This is a genomic window from Pedobacter terrae (genome assembly GCF_900100705.1).
Classification (GTDB): Bacteria; Bacteroidota; Bacteroidia; order Sphingobacteriales; family Sphingobacteriaceae; genus Pedobacter; species Pedobacter terrae.
In genome coordinates, this window is sequence record NZ_FNCH01000028.1 from 20,400 (window position 1) to 41,250 (window position 20,851).

At 36.2% G+C, this 20,851-nt stretch carries 21 protein-coding genes; all 21 read left to right on the forward strand.

What is annotated here, in order from left to right; all coding sequences use genetic code 11:
* Window positions 1-211: 211 nt before the first annotated feature.
* The 21 genes from BLR60_RS22535 (at window position 212) to BLR60_RS22640 (ending at window position 20,846) form a co-directional block, all read left to right on the forward strand.
* Complete coding sequence (locus BLR60_RS22535) at window positions 212-1,438, forward strand: hypothetical protein (RefSeq protein WP_090504124.1); 1,227 nt, start codon at window positions 212-214, stop codon at window positions 1,436-1,438.
* 971 nt (window positions 1,439-2,409) lie between these two features.
* Window positions 2,410-2,658 (forward strand): hypothetical protein, encoded by a 249-nt coding sequence (locus BLR60_RS22545; RefSeq protein WP_090504127.1) that lies wholly within the window; start codon window positions 2,410-2,412, stop codon window positions 2,656-2,658.
* Window positions 2,659-2,712: 54 nt separating this feature from the next.
* Window positions 2,713-2,973: a hypothetical protein gene (locus BLR60_RS22550; protein ID WP_090504129.1), complete on the forward strand. Its 261-nt coding sequence runs from the start codon at window positions 2,713-2,715 to the stop codon at window positions 2,971-2,973.
* A 41-nt stretch (window positions 2,974-3,014) separates the two neighbouring features.
* On the forward strand, window positions 3,015-3,209 hold the full coding sequence (locus tag BLR60_RS22555; RefSeq protein ID WP_090504130.1) for a hypothetical protein: 195 nt from the start codon (window positions 3,015-3,017) through the stop codon (window positions 3,207-3,209).
* Window positions 3,210-3,220: 11 nt separating this feature from the next.
* Window positions 3,221-3,499 (forward strand): hypothetical protein, encoded by a 279-nt coding sequence (locus BLR60_RS22560; RefSeq protein WP_090504132.1) that lies wholly within the window; start codon window positions 3,221-3,223, stop codon window positions 3,497-3,499.
* Window positions 3,500-3,729: 230 nt separating this feature from the next.
* A complete protein-coding gene (locus tag BLR60_RS22565; protein WP_090504134.1) occupies window positions 3,730-3,969 on the forward strand; it encodes a hypothetical protein in 240 nt (79 codons plus the stop codon).
* Between the two features lie 26 nt (window positions 3,970-3,995).
* On the forward strand, window positions 3,996-4,793 hold the full coding sequence (locus BLR60_RS22570) for a Fic family protein (protein WP_090504135.1): 798 nt from the start codon (window positions 3,996-3,998) through the stop codon (window positions 4,791-4,793).
* Between the two features lie 125 nt (window positions 4,794-4,918).
* On the forward strand, window positions 4,919-5,611 hold the full coding sequence (locus tag BLR60_RS22575) for a hypothetical protein (protein ID WP_090504137.1): 693 nt from the start codon (window positions 4,919-4,921) through the stop codon (window positions 5,609-5,611).
* A 25-nt stretch (window positions 5,612-5,636) separates the two neighbouring features.
* A complete protein-coding gene (locus tag BLR60_RS22580; protein WP_090504138.1) occupies window positions 5,637-6,236 on the forward strand; it encodes a hypothetical protein in 600 nt (199 codons plus the stop codon).
* A gap of 69 nt (window positions 6,237-6,305) precedes the next feature.
* Window positions 6,306-6,554, forward strand: coding sequence for a hypothetical protein (locus tag BLR60_RS22585; protein ID WP_143009132.1), 249 nt, complete (start codon window positions 6,306-6,308; stop codon window positions 6,552-6,554).
* Between the two features lie 29 nt (window positions 6,555-6,583).
* Window positions 6,584-6,826 (forward strand): hypothetical protein, encoded by a 243-nt coding sequence (locus BLR60_RS22590; RefSeq protein ID WP_090504142.1) that lies wholly within the window; start codon window positions 6,584-6,586, stop codon window positions 6,824-6,826.
* 146 nt (window positions 6,827-6,972) lie between these two features.
* Window positions 6,973-10,203, forward strand: a complete 3,231-nt coding sequence (locus BLR60_RS22595) for a sacsin N-terminal ATP-binding-like domain-containing protein (protein WP_090504143.1) — start codon at window positions 6,973-6,975, stop codon at window positions 10,201-10,203.
* A 328-nt stretch (window positions 10,204-10,531) separates the two neighbouring features.
* Window positions 10,532-11,479 (forward strand): toprim domain-containing protein, encoded by a 948-nt coding sequence (locus BLR60_RS22600; RefSeq protein ID WP_090504146.1) that lies wholly within the window; start codon window positions 10,532-10,534, stop codon window positions 11,477-11,479.
* Window positions 11,476-12,051, forward strand: a complete 576-nt coding sequence (locus BLR60_RS22605) for a recombinase family protein (RefSeq protein WP_208600704.1) — start codon at window positions 11,476-11,478, stop codon at window positions 12,049-12,051. The genes BLR60_RS22600 and BLR60_RS22605 overlap by 4 nt, the downstream gene beginning before the upstream one ends.
* A gap of 57 nt (window positions 12,052-12,108) precedes the next feature.
* Window positions 12,109-14,007: a DNA methyltransferase gene (locus BLR60_RS22610; protein ID WP_090504149.1), complete on the forward strand. Its 1,899-nt coding sequence runs from the start codon at window positions 12,109-12,111 to the stop codon at window positions 14,005-14,007.
* A gap of 2 nt (window positions 14,008-14,009) precedes the next feature.
* A complete protein-coding gene (locus BLR60_RS22615; protein ID WP_090504152.1) occupies window positions 14,010-15,338 on the forward strand; it encodes a DNA methyltransferase in 1,329 nt (442 codons plus the stop codon).
* A gap of 1 nt (window position 15,339) precedes the next feature.
* Entirely contained in the window at window positions 15,340-16,509 is a 1,170-nt protein-coding gene (locus tag BLR60_RS22620) for a hypothetical protein (RefSeq protein ID WP_090504154.1), read from the forward strand.
* Window positions 16,496-17,716 carry an AAA family ATPase gene (locus BLR60_RS22625; protein WP_090504157.1) on the forward strand — a complete coding sequence of 407 codons (1,221 nt, stop codon included), beginning with the start codon at window positions 16,496-16,498 and terminating at the stop codon, window positions 17,714-17,716. The genes BLR60_RS22620 and BLR60_RS22625 overlap by 14 nt, the downstream gene beginning before the upstream one ends.
* A complete protein-coding gene (locus BLR60_RS22630; protein WP_090504161.1) occupies window positions 17,717-18,952 on the forward strand; it encodes a hypothetical protein in 1,236 nt (411 codons plus the stop codon).
* Between the two features lie 158 nt (window positions 18,953-19,110).
* Window positions 19,111-19,593, forward strand: a complete 483-nt coding sequence (locus tag BLR60_RS22635) for a LexA family protein (protein ID WP_090504164.1) — start codon at window positions 19,111-19,113, stop codon at window positions 19,591-19,593.
* Window positions 19,590-20,846 carry a Y-family DNA polymerase gene (locus BLR60_RS22640; protein ID WP_090504166.1) on the forward strand — a complete coding sequence of 419 codons (1,257 nt, stop codon included), beginning with the start codon at window positions 19,590-19,592 and terminating at the stop codon, window positions 20,844-20,846. The genes BLR60_RS22635 and BLR60_RS22640 overlap by 4 nt, the downstream gene beginning before the upstream one ends.
* Window positions 20,847-20,851: the final 5 nt, after the last annotated feature.

Below are 20,851 nucleotides of genomic sequence, written 5' to 3' on the forward strand. Positions count from 1 at the left end.
TTTATGGTCGGTATTCCTTTGAGTCGAAATAGTATAATGCTTATGCCTGGGCGTTACATTGCTGTTGCCCCTACCCTTTCAATGGAGAATACACTTTTAACAGCTAAAAGAAAAAATGCGTATTTTTACAGTTACGCTATAAAAAAACCTTTAAAATGTATATTATTTAAGATATATTGATATCTTTGTATATTGATATCATATTTGTGTTATGGAAAACAACGTATTAGCAGATAAAGCCAAAGAATTAAGTTACAGCCTTTCGAGGGTTGATAGAAGCGTTGCGGATAACCTGATGGATATTGATAACAGTTTCGAGGGTGATGCCCAAAACGTTTTGGACTTTATCATCTTTATGAGCAAAAAGATAAACAACAATCTTTTCGGTTATACCAAATTTACTATCAAGGAGTATAGCGAATTTACGGGTATCAGCGCCCCTAACCTTTGCGCTGTTCATCCTGATATCGCAAGTGGCCGTGTCAAGGCACCAGTATATGAAGGTCACAAATTTGAAAGTGTGCTTGATTACACTCTTTATCGGATGCTAAGAACAAATATTCTGTTTTCAAGGGTACATGATTACCGGGAAGATGGAAAGATTATCAAGCTTGAAAACTTCCCCATCTTAAAAGACATATTTTTGCAGAGCGGTACTGTACTTGGGACAAAGAAGGTCTATGAAGTGCGTCTTTCTGATGTGATAATAGAGGGGTTTGTAAAACGTTATTATACGCTTGATACCACAAGGCTTCCGGCAATTGGCAAAGGAAAGGGAGGCCATTCCAGGAAGAAGATATACATTTGGCTTAATAAGGTATTTCACATCTATGCATCACAACAAGGAAAGGTTGATATTCCCCTCTATTCAGTAGATCACCTGGCCGATATCGCAGGTGTACGGTACATGAAAGAAACCGATAAAAAAGGGAATCCTGTAGAGAAAGAGCCAAAGCACAAAAAGGAAGCGGTTAGCAACATCCTTAAATCAATCCATAAAAACATTAATAGCGACAAAAAGCTGCTTCACTTTTCATTTGAGTACAAATTTGTGAGTGGAAACGTCGAAAACAGGTACGTTGAGGACTATTTGATTAAATTCGATTTTACTTCAAATATGCATCCCGAGATCATGCAGAGAATGTCGGTTGATCATAAGCTTAAATTAACACTTTTAAAGGACTTAAGAAATCTGTTTGATAGTTTATACCCACAGGAGCGGTTAAGCAGGATTACGGCTTTTGAAAAAGAAACAGATGCATTTCAACGGTGGCTAAACTCCACAGATGCAGACCTTCACAAAAAGGTTGAGATATTAAAAGCCGTTTACTTCAAAGCTAATGAATGGAACAAAACAAAGCAGCTTAAGGATAGCGAGGCAATGCGTATGATACATGAAGGCTTTTTGAGCATCGAACCAACTATGGGAGCATTATAATATACCGACTGGGCGTTATAGTATACCGACCGAGCATTATAACATTTCGACCATCCCCCGGTTTACCCTTATAGTATTTCGACCAACTGCTATAGTATGCCGACCATGATGCCCTAAGTGTTATAGTATTTCGACCAACGGTTATATCTTTTCGACCTAAGAAGGCCACCATTATAGTATTTCGACCAATGCAGAAAACAAAAAAGCCGTTTCTGATTTGGAAACAGCCTTTTTTTTAGAAACCATTATAGTATTTCGACCATATTAATATCTTAATAGCATAATCTATATATAAAGGATTTTGCTTCGCAAAGAGTTTAATTTGGCTCCCTTCGGTCGGCAGAGCGGAAAAGCAATATTAAGCCTTCTAAGCGCAGAAACTTATCAAAACGATAAAGATTACGTAAAAGTAATATAAATACCGCAAATCGACTAAATAATAGCCTGATTGGTGTTTACTGGGCTAACTGATTAAACAGCAAAAAGAAAAAATAGGCTTGTTTCCAATCTCCTTAATGGAAATAGCGTTTACGGTAGTAAATAGAGCCTCTACTGCCCTACTGGATTGGTTTTGATTAGAACTTGCCCTTAGATTTAATAAAAGAATTAAAAAGCCTTATTTGCTCATCCCTTTCACGGTTCCTTTTTGAAGAACCTGAACTGATCGACCAGACAAATAAAATCCACACCAATAGCGCAAGCGCAATCAAAAAGGTAGGATGATCTGAACCTAAAGCGCCTATCATTAAAAAGAAGCTCACTATTGTAGCTGCCAAGAATTTTCCGAACCCAGTCATAACCAATTGCTTTAAGTGAATAAATAGTGATATAATTATATCAAAGTATCTTTATATAAAGTTACAAAAGATATGACGGTTAAGCAAATGAATGTGAAATAATTTATATAAAGATATCAATATATAAAGATATTTTTATATCTTTGATTAACGTTAATCACTAATTTAAATATCATGAGCGTTTTAACCGTAAGAGCAACAGAAAGTGAAGATCAATTAATCGAAGAACTTAAAAAGAAGTACGACATACCAGTAGCTACAAAGGCATTATTACATGCTGCCCAAAAATGCCTGGCTTTGGAAAAAGAATGTGCAGAATTAAAGCAGGAACGGCAACAGCTTAAACAAAAAGTTGCTGATTATAGGTCTGCAAGTTTGGACATACTTAGCGGACTATCTCAAATCACAAAATTAACCAGTTGATATCTTTATATTTTAATGTATAGATATCATTATATCTAACTTTAAACTTATTTTATGAAAGAAAATGAATTGCAAAACCATGCCCTTTATAAGAAGGCCAAAAGAAGTTATTATTTCGAGCGTTGGAAATGGGTAGCCTGGAATGCTTTTATCTGCCTTGCTCTATTCTATAAACTAAGGCAGCACTATGATACTTTCGAAATGATACTGTTCTTTCTCACCTTGCTTGTTACCGTTTTTCTATTGGCCGTAATGCCAAAAACCAAGTTTGAAAATTCCCGAGAGTGCCAAGAAATAAAGGAAATGTTAAGGTGATATATTGATATCATTATCTATTAATATAAAAATATAAGGTCATGGACGAAGAACAATATGTATTTGAAGTTGAACATTTTGGAAGGCTGGAAATGAAGGGAGAGAACGTTTTCAAGGCTTTAGAGACACTTAAAAATGAGTTAAGCCCCGATATCCAGTTCAACATTATAAAAGCCCACGTTATCAAAAACAACGATTTTTTGATAGATATATCAGAGTTTGTTGCAACCATTTAAATATTACGAACATGAAAATAAATGTATTAGTGATAAACACTGAAATTATAAAGGGTGAGGATTTACAGGCCGTTATTCGATTAGCTAAAGATGATTACCAATGTGCCGGACTGCCAAGTTCTAACCATTACTTGCTATGCGCTGTTCACGATGATAATGTCGATGATCTGTATAATGAGTTGGAAGATTTGAACCTAAGCAATCCGGCCTATGAAATTACCGTTAGGGATATCAACAGTCAAGCCGAACTGGAAGCGCTTTCATTAATCCTTCAATTAGAACCAAGATAAGGTTGCTATCATAGTTAGGGCGGAGCATCCGCAGATCAGGGCAGCGCCACCGACCAAATGATAGCATTTTTTCAAACCGCTTCGAAGATCCTCAGCTCGTTTTGATAGCATTCAGCTTCGCTGCAGCGAACCAGGTTAAGCCATACTGATAGTATAATACTGTTTTCGGTTGGCTTTTTGCCTGATGAATTTTTAATGGATACCTTTGTTAGATATTTAAATCCTTTATTATGAAAACATCGCTTTTAGCCCTAATATCAGCAATTATATTTTTAGCGTCTTGCAGCAATAACCAAAAGGCAGCAGAGGAAAACTCCGTAGATACCGTTTCTATAGTTGATACTTTGAAAAATGCCGATACTGTTACAAAGGATACCGTTGCAGTGAAAAAGTCTGATAGACAAAAGGACGAGGAACGTGATCAGAAGATAATGGATGATATACTTAAGAAAAGAAAAACAATGAAATAACGGTTTAACCTTTATATTTAGAACTCATGGACTTAGCAAAATTAATTGATAGATATAATTCATTAGGTATAGCCGATGTTGTAGACCATGAGAAATTCAACCTGATCTCCATTGTTCACCACTCCACTAAAATTGAGGGTTCTACATTAACAGAACTCGAAACGAGGGTTTTACTGGAAGATGGTTTGACACCAAACAATAAAGCCTTACATGATACGCTGATGGCTACCGACCATTATGCAGCGTTACTTTTTACCTTAAAAGAAGCCAAAGAAAAAAGACCGATATCCTTAGAATTATTAAAAGAGATAAATTCGCTCGTTGTGCGAAACACCGGACAGGTTTACAATACCATGTTGGGCACAGTGGATGCAACTAAGGGTGAATTACGGTTGGGTAATGTTCAGGCAGGAAGCACTTACTTTCCTAACTACAACAAAGTAGTTCCATTGTTAAATGATATGATTGGTAAAATGAAGGATTTAATGAATAAACCTTTAAAACAGTCCGAGAAGATCAATCTGTCATTTGATGCCCACTATAACCTTGTAAATATTCACCCTTGGTATGATGGTAACGGAAGAACATCAAGGTTACTGATGAACTATGTACAGTCTTTCTATGGGTTACCACTTGCCATTGTACATAATGAATCTAAGCCAAGTTATATTACTGCTTTAAACGAATCACTCGAGAAAAACGATATTAAGTTTTTCAGGGAGTTTATGGGCAAGGAATACGCAAGGCTTTTACAGACCGAGATTAGCAGGTTTGAAGAAATTGATAAACCGAAGCGTGGCAGGGGGTTTACGTTAATGTTCTAATTGATATAAAGATATCAATATATAAAGATATCACACTTTCTTAAAAAAAAGAAAAACCTCAAAAATTCTAACATGTGATATCTTTATATAAAGATATTTTTATATCTTTATATAAATATTACAGCATGGTACAGTTAGCAGTTGAACTCATCCAATTACCGAACCTAACAGAGCAGGACTTAATTGAAGAATTTACGTCTAACCTTGATAGGTATTCCTGGACAGATTTATTTAACGTTTTAGACCACGAAATAACGCCTATAGTTAAGGTTATTGTCCGTGCTGCCATTCATTCAAAAGAACGAGAAAAGCCGTTTAATTTGACCTTAGAACGTGCTACAAGTCGTGTCAAGCAAATTCAAAATACCAAGCGCAAAAATTTTGTGCGCAGGACATTCAAAAAGTGGGGTATATTCTGTATGCAAGAAATTGTCAAGCTTTATCCTGATTATCTCGAGGCCATGCTACCCTTGGATTTAGTTATCAAAAGAAAAAAAGCTAAAGCAAAAAAGACTAAGCCAAGGAACGATTTTAGGGCAAGGCAATTAGCAAAGTACGACATAGCTTATCATACCACAGACAGCAGCAGCAAAGAGTTTAATAAAATTTGTGAGCCCATTGCCTCTTTAACCCATGCTGATCTAAAGAAAGCACCGATACGTTTAACGGTTACTTTGAGCGGAGAAAAATATCAATATTCTTTTCATTGGAATACAGATGAAAGAGAAATCAAAGAATTTCATGCACTTGCTAATAAGGCAGGAGTGACACACGAACAGTTGGGCCAGTATAGGGCAAATACATTAATTAAATTCTAAATTTATAAACCTTAACATCTAAAGTATGGGAACCAAAAAATTCAGTTGCAGGGATATATTCAGTTTTTCTAATCAGGAGATCGTTAACCTGGTTGATTTTCTTTTTGACGATACCAACTTAGACAGATTGGCAGGGTATCTTTATGAGGAACGGCCATCAACAAGCCGAACATTTAATTATCGCAAAATTGAGGTGTGTTCATCTTACTATGATTGGGCTTACATCGTCAAAGTAACTTATCTGTTTGAAGGATTAGAAAGGGAAGTTACCACAGGTTTTTTAATAGGAATGGAAGGAGGCCCGGGCGATGATCAGATATACAGCAGGGATATTTATATTCAATCAGTTGCAGGTTTTTTTAAAACAATGGAAGGTCAAATTTGGGAAAAGGGTGTAACTGATGATTTTAATATTGAAGTAGATTTTTCAGTTTATCTTGTTTACGTCGGAAAGCTGCATACCTTTTTGAATAATAGTCTTAAAGTATGGAACGACCAGTTACCGGAAGATAAGTACGAATGGAACCCTCAACTTAAGAATATGTTTAGTGATAGCCCAGTAAGAAGCTTTATAATCGAGGAAATTAACCTTCCAGAATTAACTCATACAAATTCACCATTATAGCTTTTCGACCTTATGTTTTTAATAGGATTTATAAAAAATGATGAACCCAGGACACTTATTAATCCTGTCATGTGCCGTAATGAAACCGAAGTTTACACATGGTTAGCCAGCTTTTTCAATGATGAAAACTTTAGCCTGGATAAACCAATTACACAGCAAAGTGTAACTGAATCACTTTCTGATGGTGCCCCTGTATTGGTTCCCATAAATGGCTATAGTGTTGCAATTATGTTTGGGGAGGATGGGGCTATCCAAAACAGTACCGAGAGGTTTGTACATACTGATCTGTTCAACTATGAAGATTATATGGCAAATTAATGTGTCAATTAATTAAGTAAAAAGCAGCTATGGAAAACGAAGAAGATTATTTATTTGATAAAGCTGATGCTGAATGGCAAAAGCAAGAAGAGCAAGAAAAGCTCTATGATGAACATGAAAAATATTTAGAAAGTCTATCAGAAGATGACATTGATGATTTGTTAGCCGAAGATGCCGAACGAAAAAGGCAAAATCGTTTAAAGTGGGATGCTTTTAAAAACAAAAGTCAAAGTTATGATCCTTATAAGGCTTATAAATTTAATGAAGATTAACTCAATTTATTGATGGTAAAAAACCATTATAATATTTCGACTGCGAAACAATCATTACAGGCATAAATATATTAAAGTAGCCGGGAAACATGTTTTCCAGTTGCTTTATATACGTATGTTAATTGTGCCACCTTACTACAAAGTATATGACAATACCATCCACGGAAACGTTCGACCGCGAACAGGCTATTTCACAAGCCATCCTTGAATCTGAGATTTCGGATTATAAGCAACATGCGATGAAAATGCTTCGCGATTTTGAAAAATTTAATGACTTTTCCTCGAACCGTGCTATTTGGGAACTCGTTCAAAATGCTTGTGACCTGACGACTAGTTGCGAAATCGTTATCGATTACCGGTACGATAAATTTGCTTTTTCCCACAATGGACGACCATTTACTTCAAACGCATTGATTTCTTTGATAAAACAGGTCTCAGGAGACAAAGATGGTGATTGCGAAATACCGCCAGTTGGAAAGTATGGTACAGGATTTTTAACCACCCATTCATTGGGCCGTAAATTCCACATTGACTCCCTTTTGGAGTATTCGGGCATGTATCTCAAAATAGAAAAGTTTGAAGTGGACCGGCGGGCGAAGGAATGGGAGCAATTGAGTAAAGATATCTGGAAGCAAAAAGAGAATGCGCTAAAAATACTAAAGACGGGCCAAATAATTGAAAATCCCGTTTTTGAAACAACTTTCACTTATTACCCTGAGACCGAACAGGAAAAAGCTTACATCACCAACTCCTTTAGTGACCTGGAAGAATACATTCCTATTGTCTTGGCTATTAACGACCGCATCAAGTCTTTCAAAGTTATATCTAAGGAAGGAATTGAGATGTTATTTGTCCTGCATAAAAGGGAGCCGGTTCAAAATGAAAAAAGTGTTAACTTATTTAAAACAACTATATATAAAAATGAAGAAGAACAAGTTATCTATTCGGTAACAGATACCAGTGATAAAAAGACCCAGGAAATAGAGATCATTCTACCTATTCAAACTGATCTCAAGCTAAAACAGTTCCCGGCCAGGATTGCGAGATTGTTTTTATACTATCCGCTAGTTGGATCTGAAAAATTCGGCATCAACTTTATTATCAACTGCACTAAGTTTATGCCAACGGAACCCCGTGACGGCATTCACTTAAATAGTAATAAAGATCAGGTCAAGGATCAGGAAGAGTTAAATAGAGGTTTGATACAACGGGCTTCTGATCTACTTTTTAATTTTTTATCGAGTAACGTCCTTCCGGTTGAGGACCCGTTATTATATGCAGAAATCAATTTCAAAAGAGACTCTGGCGATATTCACTTGGACGGATATTTTACGGAGCTGCAGGGGGCTTGGGTCGATCGATTTACCCAGCTTCCCTTAGTTTTTACAGATGACGGTTATAAAACAGTGTCGGAAGTTGTTTTCATCGATCCTAACTTATTAGGATCGGACAGCCATTTTGAAAGTATAGACTATATCCTTCGCTGCTTTTATGATAACCTGCCAACCAAAGAAACTGTCATCTATTGGAGTAATTTTGTTGCCAATTGGGATTACGCAGATGCGATTTTTATTAACAATGGTGAGCTTGCTGAAAGACTAAATAATAAAAAATTATTGGAATTCGACGAGATTAAATTAAAAGACTACTATCAGTATCTCATCGAGGCTAAACAAGATAATTTATTCGCCAACTATCAACTTATACCAAATACCGCCGGTGATTTTCAAACCTTAAATAGCCTAAGGCATGCCATAGATCTTGATCCTGCACTTATTGACGCTGGCAAAATACTTATTCCTGCAAGTATTGACCTATTAGTTAACGAGAGCTTCGCTTTTGATTTCAATCTCGGCAACTTTACGAGAAAGGATTTTTCTAATAGTGTCACAGCAAGATTGCCGGAACTTTTTTCTGACGATGCGATATTTCTTGGCATAAATACAGAAAACGATAATCAAACCGGTGAAGAGGAAAACAAGGAAGTTGTACCGGTAAACATATTTAAGGCACTTTTAAATTATAGTAAGCTAACTACTAATCCTGCATCACAAAGCAAACCTTCCAATCTTATGAGGCTGATCAGTGATCACTATCAACTAGATAATTCCTTAATCCAAATTGTACCGACCGACGATACTGAGAATAAACTGGATAAGAGAACGGCCCAAAAAAAATTAGTAAGGATCTTTTTTAACAGCCTGCTTACATTAGATACGGCCTGGGTTAAAAATAATCTTAGTTTCATCAAAGACTTATTAGGTTGTTATGAGGATCGCTTTAAAGAGCAATATGCTGGATGTAAATTGTATCCCAATCAACTATACGAATTACAGTTGCTCACCGATCTTAAATTGGATGTTGATCTTGATGAAGAGCTCATCACCCTATATGATAAAGTAACGGGCGGTACTATTAAGCGCATCCTCGGGCATAAGGATTTTAGCAGCTATTTGACCGCAAATGACCAGATCAATAACAAGTACCTAAGTACAGTGATTGAAAGTGCTTTTCTTGATTCAGATATACCCGATATCAATGAGAACCCGTACAAGGATGAAATATTGAATATAATTTCTAAGATCAATAAGCCATTTTATAAAAGCCTATTTACTAGACTTGATCTCGTAAAAGCACCGCTCATGCTCGCTGTCGTTACCAACGAAAATACTAAGGATCATATTTTCTCGATCGTTACCTTGAAAGAGCATCAAATCAATAGGCTGGGTGAGATTATTAAAGCTGGTAATCTTGACCAGATTCTGGAAAAAGCGGAGGATGTGATTTTGCAGGAAAAAAGGAAGCGCTCGGACTTTGCACATAAGTATATGATCGGCACCTACATCGAAGATAGGATAAGAGAGAAAATCAGTAGTGAATTATCCAGTAGGTTCAATGTGGAAAAAGGGAAATCTGTAGAAGCGGAAGATGAACAAGGCGGACAGGACATCGTAATCTACTATGATGAAAAGCCCATCTATTATCTGGAAGTAAAATCAAGGTGGGATGACAGAAATTCTGTCACCATGAGCAAGCTGCAACTGGAAAGAGCTTCTGAAAACGTCGAGCGTTATGCACTTATCTCAGTAGACGTTACAAAATATACCGGAGCTAATGATCCATACGCTTTAAGTGAAGCGGAGATATTGCCCTTGGTTAAGGTGTTAGACGGAATCGGGTCCAACATTTACCCGCTTATAGAAAATAATTTATTGGCTGAAAGAAATGCAGAAGCGCCGATAACATTGACAGAATACCGTGGACTTATTAATCAGATAAGAATCGGCCAGGGAATGGATTTTAAACCCTATGTGGATTTACTTTTAGCCAAATTAGAGAAGTCAATTATCCAAATCAGAAACGTTAGCGTGATCTAGTTAAGCAGGATGTAACAATTTTTCCATAAAAGTCTCCGGTTTGGTTATTTTTTTAATATCAGGGATCTCAATTGGACTAGTGCTACTAACTATACTCGAAGTAACTTTTCTTTTTGTTGATTATTATAAGCTCAATCCATTAATCAAATTAGATTGATTTTTTGATAATCAGTTTATGACTATTTAGCTTACATTAAAACGAACGTTAAACTGTAATCAACCCAAACCGATCAAAAATCGGTTTTTTTATGTTTTTAATATTACAAAAAACTATTACACAAAATGATTACACCTAAAAGAATTATTGATACCTTTAAATGTAAAGATTATGAATACTAAAAATGACTACGCAGCTTTAACCGCAGAAGCAGCACGTATTAAATCAGAAGTTTCTTTACTTGACTATTTTTTCAAACTTGAAAGTATCGGACTACTTCGGTATGATGGAAAAAAGGGAAAGGAGTACTTTTTTGGTTTTGACCATCAAAAGACTGGATCAATTAGTATTGCAGATCAGGCAAACGTTTGGTATGATCATGCCTTGGGAGACGGTGGTGATATAATAAAGGCAGTTCAAAAGTTTGAAGGTAAAAATTTTGTGGAAGCCATAAAGCGGCTGTCTAATAATACTGATATTGTTGCTGACGGTTATCACGCTTTTTTTAAAAAGAATGGTGAAACTGAGTATGACATAGAGATAACAAAAGTTCATGATAAAGTCCAGCATCCCGCATTGTTAAGCTATTTGCAAAGTAGGGGCTTAGAGTCTAAAGATATTGCTGGTGTTGGTAAAGAAGTTCATTGGTCAAACAATGGTAATAACTTCTTTGCAATAGGCTTCCCGAATTCGAATAATGGTTATGCAGTACGATCAATGGTATATAAAGGCAACCTGAATGGAGGTGGGATATCAACTTTTACCATCGGGGGGAATCCGCAGAGCATAAAGTTGTTTGAAGGCTCGATGGATTTTGCCAGTTACAGACATTTGTTTCCTGATGAATCTTATAATGCAATCCTCCTCAATGGTACAGGAAATTTAACTAAGACCCTTTGCGAAAAGATAAACACAAAATCAATAGAAAAGGATATTCCTGTTCATTTGTATTTTGATAATGGCCGTGACGGAGTGGGAGGGAAGCACGCCACAAAAAAAGCAATTGAACTCATAAGAGCTGCCATTGATAAAAGTGCGTTTTATGCAGATAAGGGCCTGAATGACATTAATGATTATTTAGTCAGTCAGCAAACCCAAGACTATAAAATTAAAAGATGATTTTAAATGTGGATAATATGGTTTTTGGATATAAACGGGTTTCTAAGAAAGACCAAAACTTGCATCTTCAAGATGATGCTTTAAGTAATTATAAGTGTGATAAAGTTTATTTTGAAAAAGAAAGTGGCGTTAAGTATAGAAAAGAATGGGATGCATTGCACTCACAGCTAAGAAAAGGTGATACAGTTGTTGTTTGGAAGATTGACAGGTTAGGACGAACAGCCTGGGAACTTATTAAGCTTATGACCGAATTTAAAGAGAAAGATATTCGCTTCATATCGATTAGTGAAGGAATCGATACAGATACGCCAATGGGAAAAATTTGGTTTAGCCTGAATGCTATTCTTGCAGAAAATGAAAGAACCGTTCAAATAGAAAGAACTATAGCGGGATTAAAAGCCGCTAAAGAGCGCGGCAGAGTAGGGGGGCGACCAAAAGGTTTAACACCAGATGCCGAATTAAAAATGAAAGCTGTTAAAAATCTCTACGCTTCCAATGTGAGTATAGCCCAAATTAGGCAAACGTTAAATATAAAGAGTAATAGCACTGTTTATAAGTATATAAATTACTAATAATATTAGATTTTAGGATGGTTTACGTAATATTGCACCAAAAAATTTCTTTAATATATGGCCTGGGAAAACGATAGTAGGTTAGATACCTTAGAGGGCCTTGATACAGAGGTAGTAATGCCTTCGAATAATAGTTTACGTGAACGAATTTACGTTCCCGTAAAAGCTTTATCGCATACATCCCCTTATAAAATTCATAAATATTTTGCCCGTCGACCGTGGAATGTATTTAATTTACTTATCGACACCTACAGTGACGAAAATGAAATTATACTAGATCCTTTTTGTGGAGGTGGAGTAACTATTTATGAAGGGTTGGCGAAGGGTAGAAGGCCCATTGGATTCGACTTAAATCCACTTTCAATTTTTGTTGTCGGTAATATGGTTAAGCAAATCGATGATGAAATAGAATTTGCCAATATTTTCCACCAAATCGCGGAGTACCTTGACAAATTATATGGTTCTCACCAAGGCTTTGAAATCGAAGGGAAAAAATTTCGAAACGAATGGTATGAACTCGCATTTAAGGTTGTGTGCAACCATTGTAACGAGCTGGTTCTGCTATCTAACGAAAACAAAATTACTAACGGAGTTTATAAATGTTCTAATCCGGGATGTGATAGTCATATCACTAAAAAGGGCGGGTTTGAGGCAAAAAATTGTAAACGTGTATCTCAGGACTACTTATTACGTGTTGCTTACTCTGAGGATGGTACGAAAGATGTAACTAAGGTCGATGAACTGGAAACTGCAAACATCAATTCGCACATTAGTGAATTAAAGCAATTAGCAAAAAAACAAAAAGTTAAAGTTTCAGCCGACGAGATACCTAGAAATTGGGATAGACAATTTGAAGATCAATTATTCCAAAAAGGAATTAGAACGTTCCAAGACTTTTTTACTGAACGTAACTTATTACTATTAAGCTTGCTTTTAAGCAAAATAAATAGCTATAAAGGGATTTTGTCTACAAATGATTTTGAGTTGTTGAGGCTTTGTTTCAGTAATACTTTGAAGGATACCAGTATTATGTCTTTTACAAATAGCCAGTGGCAATCTGGTAGACCGGCTGCCTGGTCAAAACATGCATATTGGGTTCCATCTCAATTTTGTGAAGTTAGTGTATCTAAAGCTTTCAAAGCCTCTCTTAATCGAGTAAAAGCTGCTGTAGAGTTTAATAAAGAAAGAGCCCTTAAAGGTGAAAAAGCCTTGGACTATAATAGTCTAATAGTAGGTGCTGGCAATATGCTTTTAATGAATACTTCATTGGATAAGGGGGGATTGCCTGCTGAGTCGGTAAGTGCGATAATAACAGACCCTCCGTATGGCAGCAACGTTCAATATCTTGAACTTTCTCACTTTTGGTATCCCTGGAATCAAGACCTTTATGCAGGAATGCCGAATTTTTCAGCTGAAGCTATATCGAATAGAAAGAAAAATTTTGAGGGAGCAAAGTCAATGTACACTTATGAAGAAAACCTGATGCCAGTGTTTAAGGAATGCTTTCGGGTTCTTAAAAACGGTAGACATATGGTTTTGACATTTAACAATAAAGATGTTAGCGCTTGGTTAGCTTTACTTTTTTCAATTTTCCGGGCCGGGTTTACTATGGAGAGAAGCGGCCTCTTTTTTCAAGATGGTGTACAAAACTATAAGCAAACGGCGCATACTAGATTTCAAGGCTCGCCATATGGAGACTTCATTTACAGTTTTATCAAAGCTAAACCCGAGCATCCATTAAAAGAATATTCTACGGAACTGGAATTTAGACAGGAATTAGATGAAAAATTTAAGCATTGGATGGCGGGTGAGTTAAACAATAAAAATACAACAATATTAGAGATGTTTTTAGACGTGATCCCTTTAATCGAGGGATTTAGTAAAAGTTATCTTAAATGTCAAAATCATAGTTTATATGATTTTTTCAAAAAGGATTATTTTAAAACCCTGTTTTAAGAATGGCAAGAATTAGTGAAGAAAGAATAGTGCATGACAATTTAAAGTTTGATGATTTAGTTATTCAATATAGGGAAATGATTCAAGCGCTTCAATTGAAATTTCCTGTTACCGATGGATCTAAGTTTGCAACCGAAGTTAATTTCAAGAATAATAGATCTGTTGCAAAACATAATTGGTTTGACTATAAACATGGATATTCAGAAGCTTTAGTAAGTTCAATAATAGAACACAATTCACCAAATAAGAATAGTTATATCTTAGACCCCTATTGTGGAGTTGGTACGACAAATTTAGCTGCACAATCCCTGGGATATAAAAGCATTGGCTTCGATATAAATCCAGTAGCGATTTTGGCTGCATCTGTTAAGTGTGCATTTTATAGCGTAGAGGATAAAACCACAATAACTAAGCTTATTGACGACTTTAAACCACCCCGCCCATTTATGTTGCCAATAGTAGGGAAAGTAATTATTTCTTCATTTAGTAATGATGATTTAAATGCCTTACTAAGTATTCGAGCATTTGTAGAAGAAATTGATGCTAATGAAAAAGTTAGAAATTTTTTTAGACTTGCATATTTGTCAATAATTGAGCGCTGTTCCACAAGATCCAAAGATGGAAATGGACTTAAATTAAACCCTAATAAAAAGCCGGTTGGCGATATTTATCAGTTTTATTTAGACAAATGTAAGTTCATGTTTAGTGAATTGTCAGATTCCAATTATGATACTCAACAAAACTTTCATAGTAGTTCATTAAAAAGATTTGCAGATTCTACCAATAAATATGATTCCAAAGTAGCGCTTGCAATTTTTTCTCCTCCGTATGCTAATTGCTTTGATTATTGCGAAGTATATAAACTTGAGCTTTGGCTTGGCGGGTACGTTGAAAGTTACAAAGATTTTGCCTTATATCGAGACATAGCAATGCGATCACATGTGAACTCAAAATTTGATCATACATTTTCTTATTTAGATGATAAGGTTGATTTAACAGCCAATTTAATCTCGACAATGAATATTTGGAATAAGAACATTCCAGATATGATACGGGGTTACTTTGATGATACTCAGCAGTTACTAAAAAGCATGCATAGAATGCTTGAGGTGGGCGGTAAGGCATATATTGTTGTCGCTAACTCAGGATATAAAGGTGTATTGGTTCCAACTGATTTATTTATAGCGGATATAGCAACTAATGTAGGCTATAAAGTAAACACAATAATGTATGCCCGAAGGATTCGTGCCTCATCTCAGCAAATGCATATATTGCATAATGATTATGAAAGAATGATGAGAGAAACAGTTATCGAAATAGAAAAATACTAGGATGCATTGGGAGGTCAATAGTTATGGTTATCCAAATCCATTTGGAGGCGATAAAGCAATATTAGCTTGGCGCATCTTACTAACTTTTGCTGAAAATGATTCCATGACTGAACTTAAAACGGCATGGGAAAGTGGTACATATGGCAAAAAAATAAGTGCGTCTGGAATTGGAAGCTGGAAAGCATCATTTGAAGAATTTGGATTTTTATATGTTGAAAACCGTACAGATTTAATCAATATTACTCCTAATGGCGAAAAGTTTATACAGGCTGGTAAAATTGATGACGAACCAGGATTGTTTCAATCTGGAGTATCAAGTTTATTACGATATCCACTAAAAGGGCCTCCATCACCGCCCCGCCCTAGCAGAGGTTTAGAACATAAAAAGTCTGATATTCTACCCTATTGGTTGCTTTATGCAATGATGTTAGAGCTTGATGGTAAGCTATATAGATCTGAAATTGATAATATCATCTCACGTATATTCCTTTTGTCAGAAGTAGAGGCAGCAGTTACATTGATTAAAAAGCTTCGCACCGGAGCATTAGATTATAATAAAACCATGAAGGAGCGAGAACTTCCTTCACAAGGAAAATTTTATAATACAATGAATCAAATTGTAGTGCATGCTTCAATGAACTATTTAATATGGAATAAAGAGCAAACCCTTTATCCTCATACTGATGAAAATACGATAGTATATACTTTTGTTGCAGACAAAAAGGACTATATCATTCAACAAATGGGTGGTCAGGCGGGAACTTTTGAATGTGAGGAAAAACCTTCTTTTCTATTGCGCATTCCTGAAGCTCCGGCGATTATATCTGAATTGGACTACTTCGAGTATTTAGGAATGGATCAGGTCACCACAGGTGATGTTATTAAAGATCCTTTAGTTAAATTGTTCAATGGTACAGATTACACTTTGATGGTAAAGGACATAAACTATAATTATGTTAGCGCGAGAGAGATATCGGGATCAATTTCTCAACTCTGTAGACTCTCAATTGGACAAGATCTGGTTTTAAGTCACGATACGGAAAAATGGCTTTATAAGGTTAAGAAAAAAGTTAGAAATGCTGACGGTACTATTTCAGTTATTTTACGTACGGGGAAGCCAATTCTGGATGCAAATATTATAAAAAATCTATTCGATAATGGCGAAAGTTAACGAGATTTCAAGAAATGAATTGGAAGATAATGGCGCAATACCATTGCAAGATTATACTGAAAATATTGAGCGTATTGCCGAGCTGGCAAACCATGAACTTAAATTAGAAGAAGGGTTTATGGAGCGAATTAAATCCGCTACTGCTCATCTGCTTATTGATGAGCCGGTTTTAAAATCTATAGTTGTTGCTCTAATTTCTGGCCACTTAGTGCTTCAAGGGCCTCCTGGTACTGGCAAAAGCAGTATAGTCCGTGCTATTGCAAAGGGTTTAAATATTGGTTTGCTACCTGTTACGGCCCATGAAGAATGGAGTTCTTATGATATAATTGGGAGACAAACTCTTTCCTATAACACAGAAGGAAAGGAAGAAATTGTGCCCGTAAATGGTTATTTTACATCAACAGTTATAGATTGCGCAAATGCAATCTCTAAAAATTTTGAAGACGAAGATAGCCCCCAAGCAAGTTGGCTTTTTATAGATGAATTAAATCGATGTCATGTAGACAGAGCGTTTGGTGAACTCTTTTCGGTGTTAGGCTCTGGCATTCCAGGTCCAGTCACACTTTCACATCAACGGGAAAATAATCGAACACTTATTACCCCAAGACGATTCAGAGTCGTGGGAACAATTAACTCTATCGACAAGCAGTTTGTCAATAGTTTAAGTTTGGCAATCAGACGTAGATTTACTTTTATTACCATAGATATTCCTAGTCAGAGGAGTGCATCAAATAGTTTTGAATACAATTCAACTAGTGATGAATTAGCGATCAAAGAGTTTAAGGTGGTTATTGATGCAGCGATTATAAGAATAGCATCAAAATTCAATGAGTCGATTGATTATGATACAGTTGTTGAATTCATGACTGTTACTGCTATCGAGGAATTTAAAAAGTTATTTGAACTCGCTGAGATGGTAAGATACGCGACGGCTGATAGTGGATTACCTTATTTACCTATAGGAACTGCCCAGTTAATCGATGTATTGGAGTTATTTGGCAACTATCATTTCAGCTTTCCAGAAGAACAGTTATCTGTTTTGATTGATTGGGCTGCCTCCTCGAAACTTGCACCGCTGTTTGAAGCTGATACTATCAATGGTGGGGTACTAGAAAATTTCGCTAATAACCTAGCAACGCCATTTGATGAAAGGACTAAAAGTGAAATAAAGAAAATTGCCGCTGCCGGTATGTATTTCATTGGATAGATGAGTTACTTTCTAAGTGATATTATCGATATCCTGGCAAGCTACTTTTTTGATAAGTCAGTAGTCCTTGATAATGTTCAGATGCATAGCGCTTTTGATGAAGATGAAGAACATCTTTTTCGTGCTGAGCTGAATCTTCGTCATGACATTGCCTATGGCAGATTATTGGTCAGTTTTTTTGATGAAATTAACACTAAGCTATCTAGCAAGCCCGAAAAATATAAAACCTTTTCAGAACTGCCTTTAAGGGGAGAGTTGGATATTAACAAATACTTGCAAAGAAGATATGGAAGTATTGAGAGAAACAGATATTATCCGGTAATACGCGGAACATCTGTACCAAATACACCTGAGAATATTTTAGTTAAGTCTACTTTGATTTTGTTAATGCAGCACTTTACGAAGTATCCTCTTAAACAAACTGCTGAATTTGTAGCGGTTCAGCAATTGTTAAACTGGCTCCACACCCGATTGTCCTCCTGGCCGTGGGATTCAGTAATAGTTTCTAATAATCTTGAGCGAACATACTTGGAGAGTAGAAAGCGAGTTACAAAGCGCCAAACTGGTAATGATATTGGCTATGGCAAATTCTTATCATGGTTTGAGGAGTGGCGAATTGCTTTTAATAAGCCAGGCGAACTTCCGAAAGAACAGTTGAGAAACCACTTGCTTGCTTTTCCAACAGGAGATTCATTTAATGAAAAAGTATTTGAAATTTGGTGTTTGAAGTTTTTATCCCAAGTTTTGATATCAATAGGCTTTAGCTTAGTTACCGGACCAAAACCTCTTTTTAAAAAAGATAATGAACCAATTTATATATTAGAAAGAAATGGTAAGATAATTAATATTTGGTTTCAAAAACAATCGCCAATGGGTAAGCCCCAATGGTTTTACACAGAAAATAAAAAAGGTCTTAGAGGAATTCCTGATATTATTCTTACGCAAGTAGGAGCAGACGGCCCTTTAATAGTTGATGCTAAATTACGTAGCTATAGCAGATCGAAGTCAGAAGAAGTATATAAAATGCTAGGCTATTATGAAAATTTTAGGAAGTCTTTGGGTGATCACCCTTTCATCGGTGCGCTACTGTTTGTATCTGACTCCCATGAAGTTCATGAATTAGAGAATGACCAAGGCAGCCGTGTGTCGGTACTTTCTGTTCCTACTATTAATCAGTCCGAATCTTTAGTAAATACGATGGGCAACATTATTGAAAATTGGCTTAAAACGTTATAAGCATGATGTGATGGAAAAACATTGTATGTAGTTTATGTTCAGTCAAAATACTGAAAATCAATGTGTAATTAGTTAAAGATATCTAACTATAGCCACTACGAATTGAATGTTTAAAGTCTTGATTGCTAATTTAATTAGCAATTGTTTACATTTGACTTATGGAAAGTCATTTGTTGGTGTCAAAAGAAAGCTTAGCTGAATATAAGGATAGTGAGATCAGCTATTTTATTGCGCCTGGAATAGCGTGTGGCTTTCCATCACCTGCAACTGACAGCCTTGAAGTTCGGCTATCAATTACTGATTTTTTTACTAGTAATCCCACCGCTACCTTTTTTGGTAGAGCAATTGGCTCGTCCTTAGAGGGTATAGGTATATTTGAAAATGATGTTCTTGTCATTGACAGATCGCTTCGACCAGTAAATAACGATATTATCGTTATGACATACGAGGGAGGATTTACGGCTAAAAAGGTCGTGAAAGAGGGCAACGAAGTATTTCTGATATCTGAAAACCCCGAGTACCCACCAGTTAAAGTTGCTGACCCTGATAATCTGATTGTTTGGGGTGTCGTGAGTAAAATTATTAAAGACCCCCGATCTGTTGTTAAAAATAGGTATGGCCATATTAGAAAGGTGATATGATAGTACATGCTGATTGTGACGCTTTTTATGTTTCGTCAGAACGGGTGTTTAACCCTTCACTAATTGGTAAGCCTGTTGTTATCTTAAGTAATGGTGATCATACAGTAGTTGCTTTAAGCAAAGAAGCAAAAGCATTGGGGATAAAAAGGGGTGATAATATAAAAAGGATAATGGCCCTTTACGGCCATCATGGATTGCAAGCTCTTTCTTCCAATTATACCCTTTATGGCGATATGAGCAGCCGTGTAATGGAAGTGTTCGGCCAGTATACACCAGATATGGAATTTTACTCTATAGATGAGGCATTTGCCAACCTTTATAGGCATAAATATATTGACCTGGATAGCTACGTAATGGATGCAAAAAATAAGATACTTCAATACACTGGTATTCCAGTAAGTGTTGGCATCGGCCAAACCAAAGCCTTAGCAAAAACGGCCACAAAATATGCCAAAAAGGAAACGGCCAACGGATTTTACAGAATTAAAAATAACGAAGATAGAATACGATTATTAAAGTGGCTTCCCGTAGGCGATGTTTGGGGTATTGGTAGTAAGTATGAAGAAAAGCTATTAGCTATGGGTATTAAGACAGCTTATGATTTTTCTATTATGCCTGGGGAGAAAGTAAATGAGTTGATGACTATTGTAGGCTATCGGTTATGGTGCGAATTAAACGGGCAACAAAGGATTAATTTTGAATACGAGGTGCCAAATAAAAAAGGGATAGGCAGCGCAAAAGGTTTTGGTACTAAAGTAACTGAATTATCCCAATTACAGGAAGCATTAGAGGTTTATTTATCCCGGTGTTGCGATAAGCTACGGGCGCAGAATTTGGCGTGTAAACATTTGTCTGTTTTTATTCATACTAACCCATTTGCTACCGAAGAACCACAGTATTATAAGAGTATAGAAGTTGAATTGCCAGTTGCCACATACCATACACACCTTTTGAAAGAGGAAGCAAATAAACTATTAAAGGGGATTTATCGCATAGGGTTTGACTATAAAAGGGTTGGAGTTTTCCTGTCTCGTTTAGTGCCTATTGGTGCAATACAGAGTAATCTTTTTGATAATCCCAATACGGAACGTAATGCGAAGCTTACGGCAGTTTTGGACGCAATGAATGGTCGCTATGGTCGTGATAAATTGCGCTTTGCATCAATGGGATACAAGCATGACTGGAAAGCAAGAGCAGATAAACTTTCTTTGCACTTTACTACGGACAAAGACGATATTATTTTAATTCAGTAAAAACG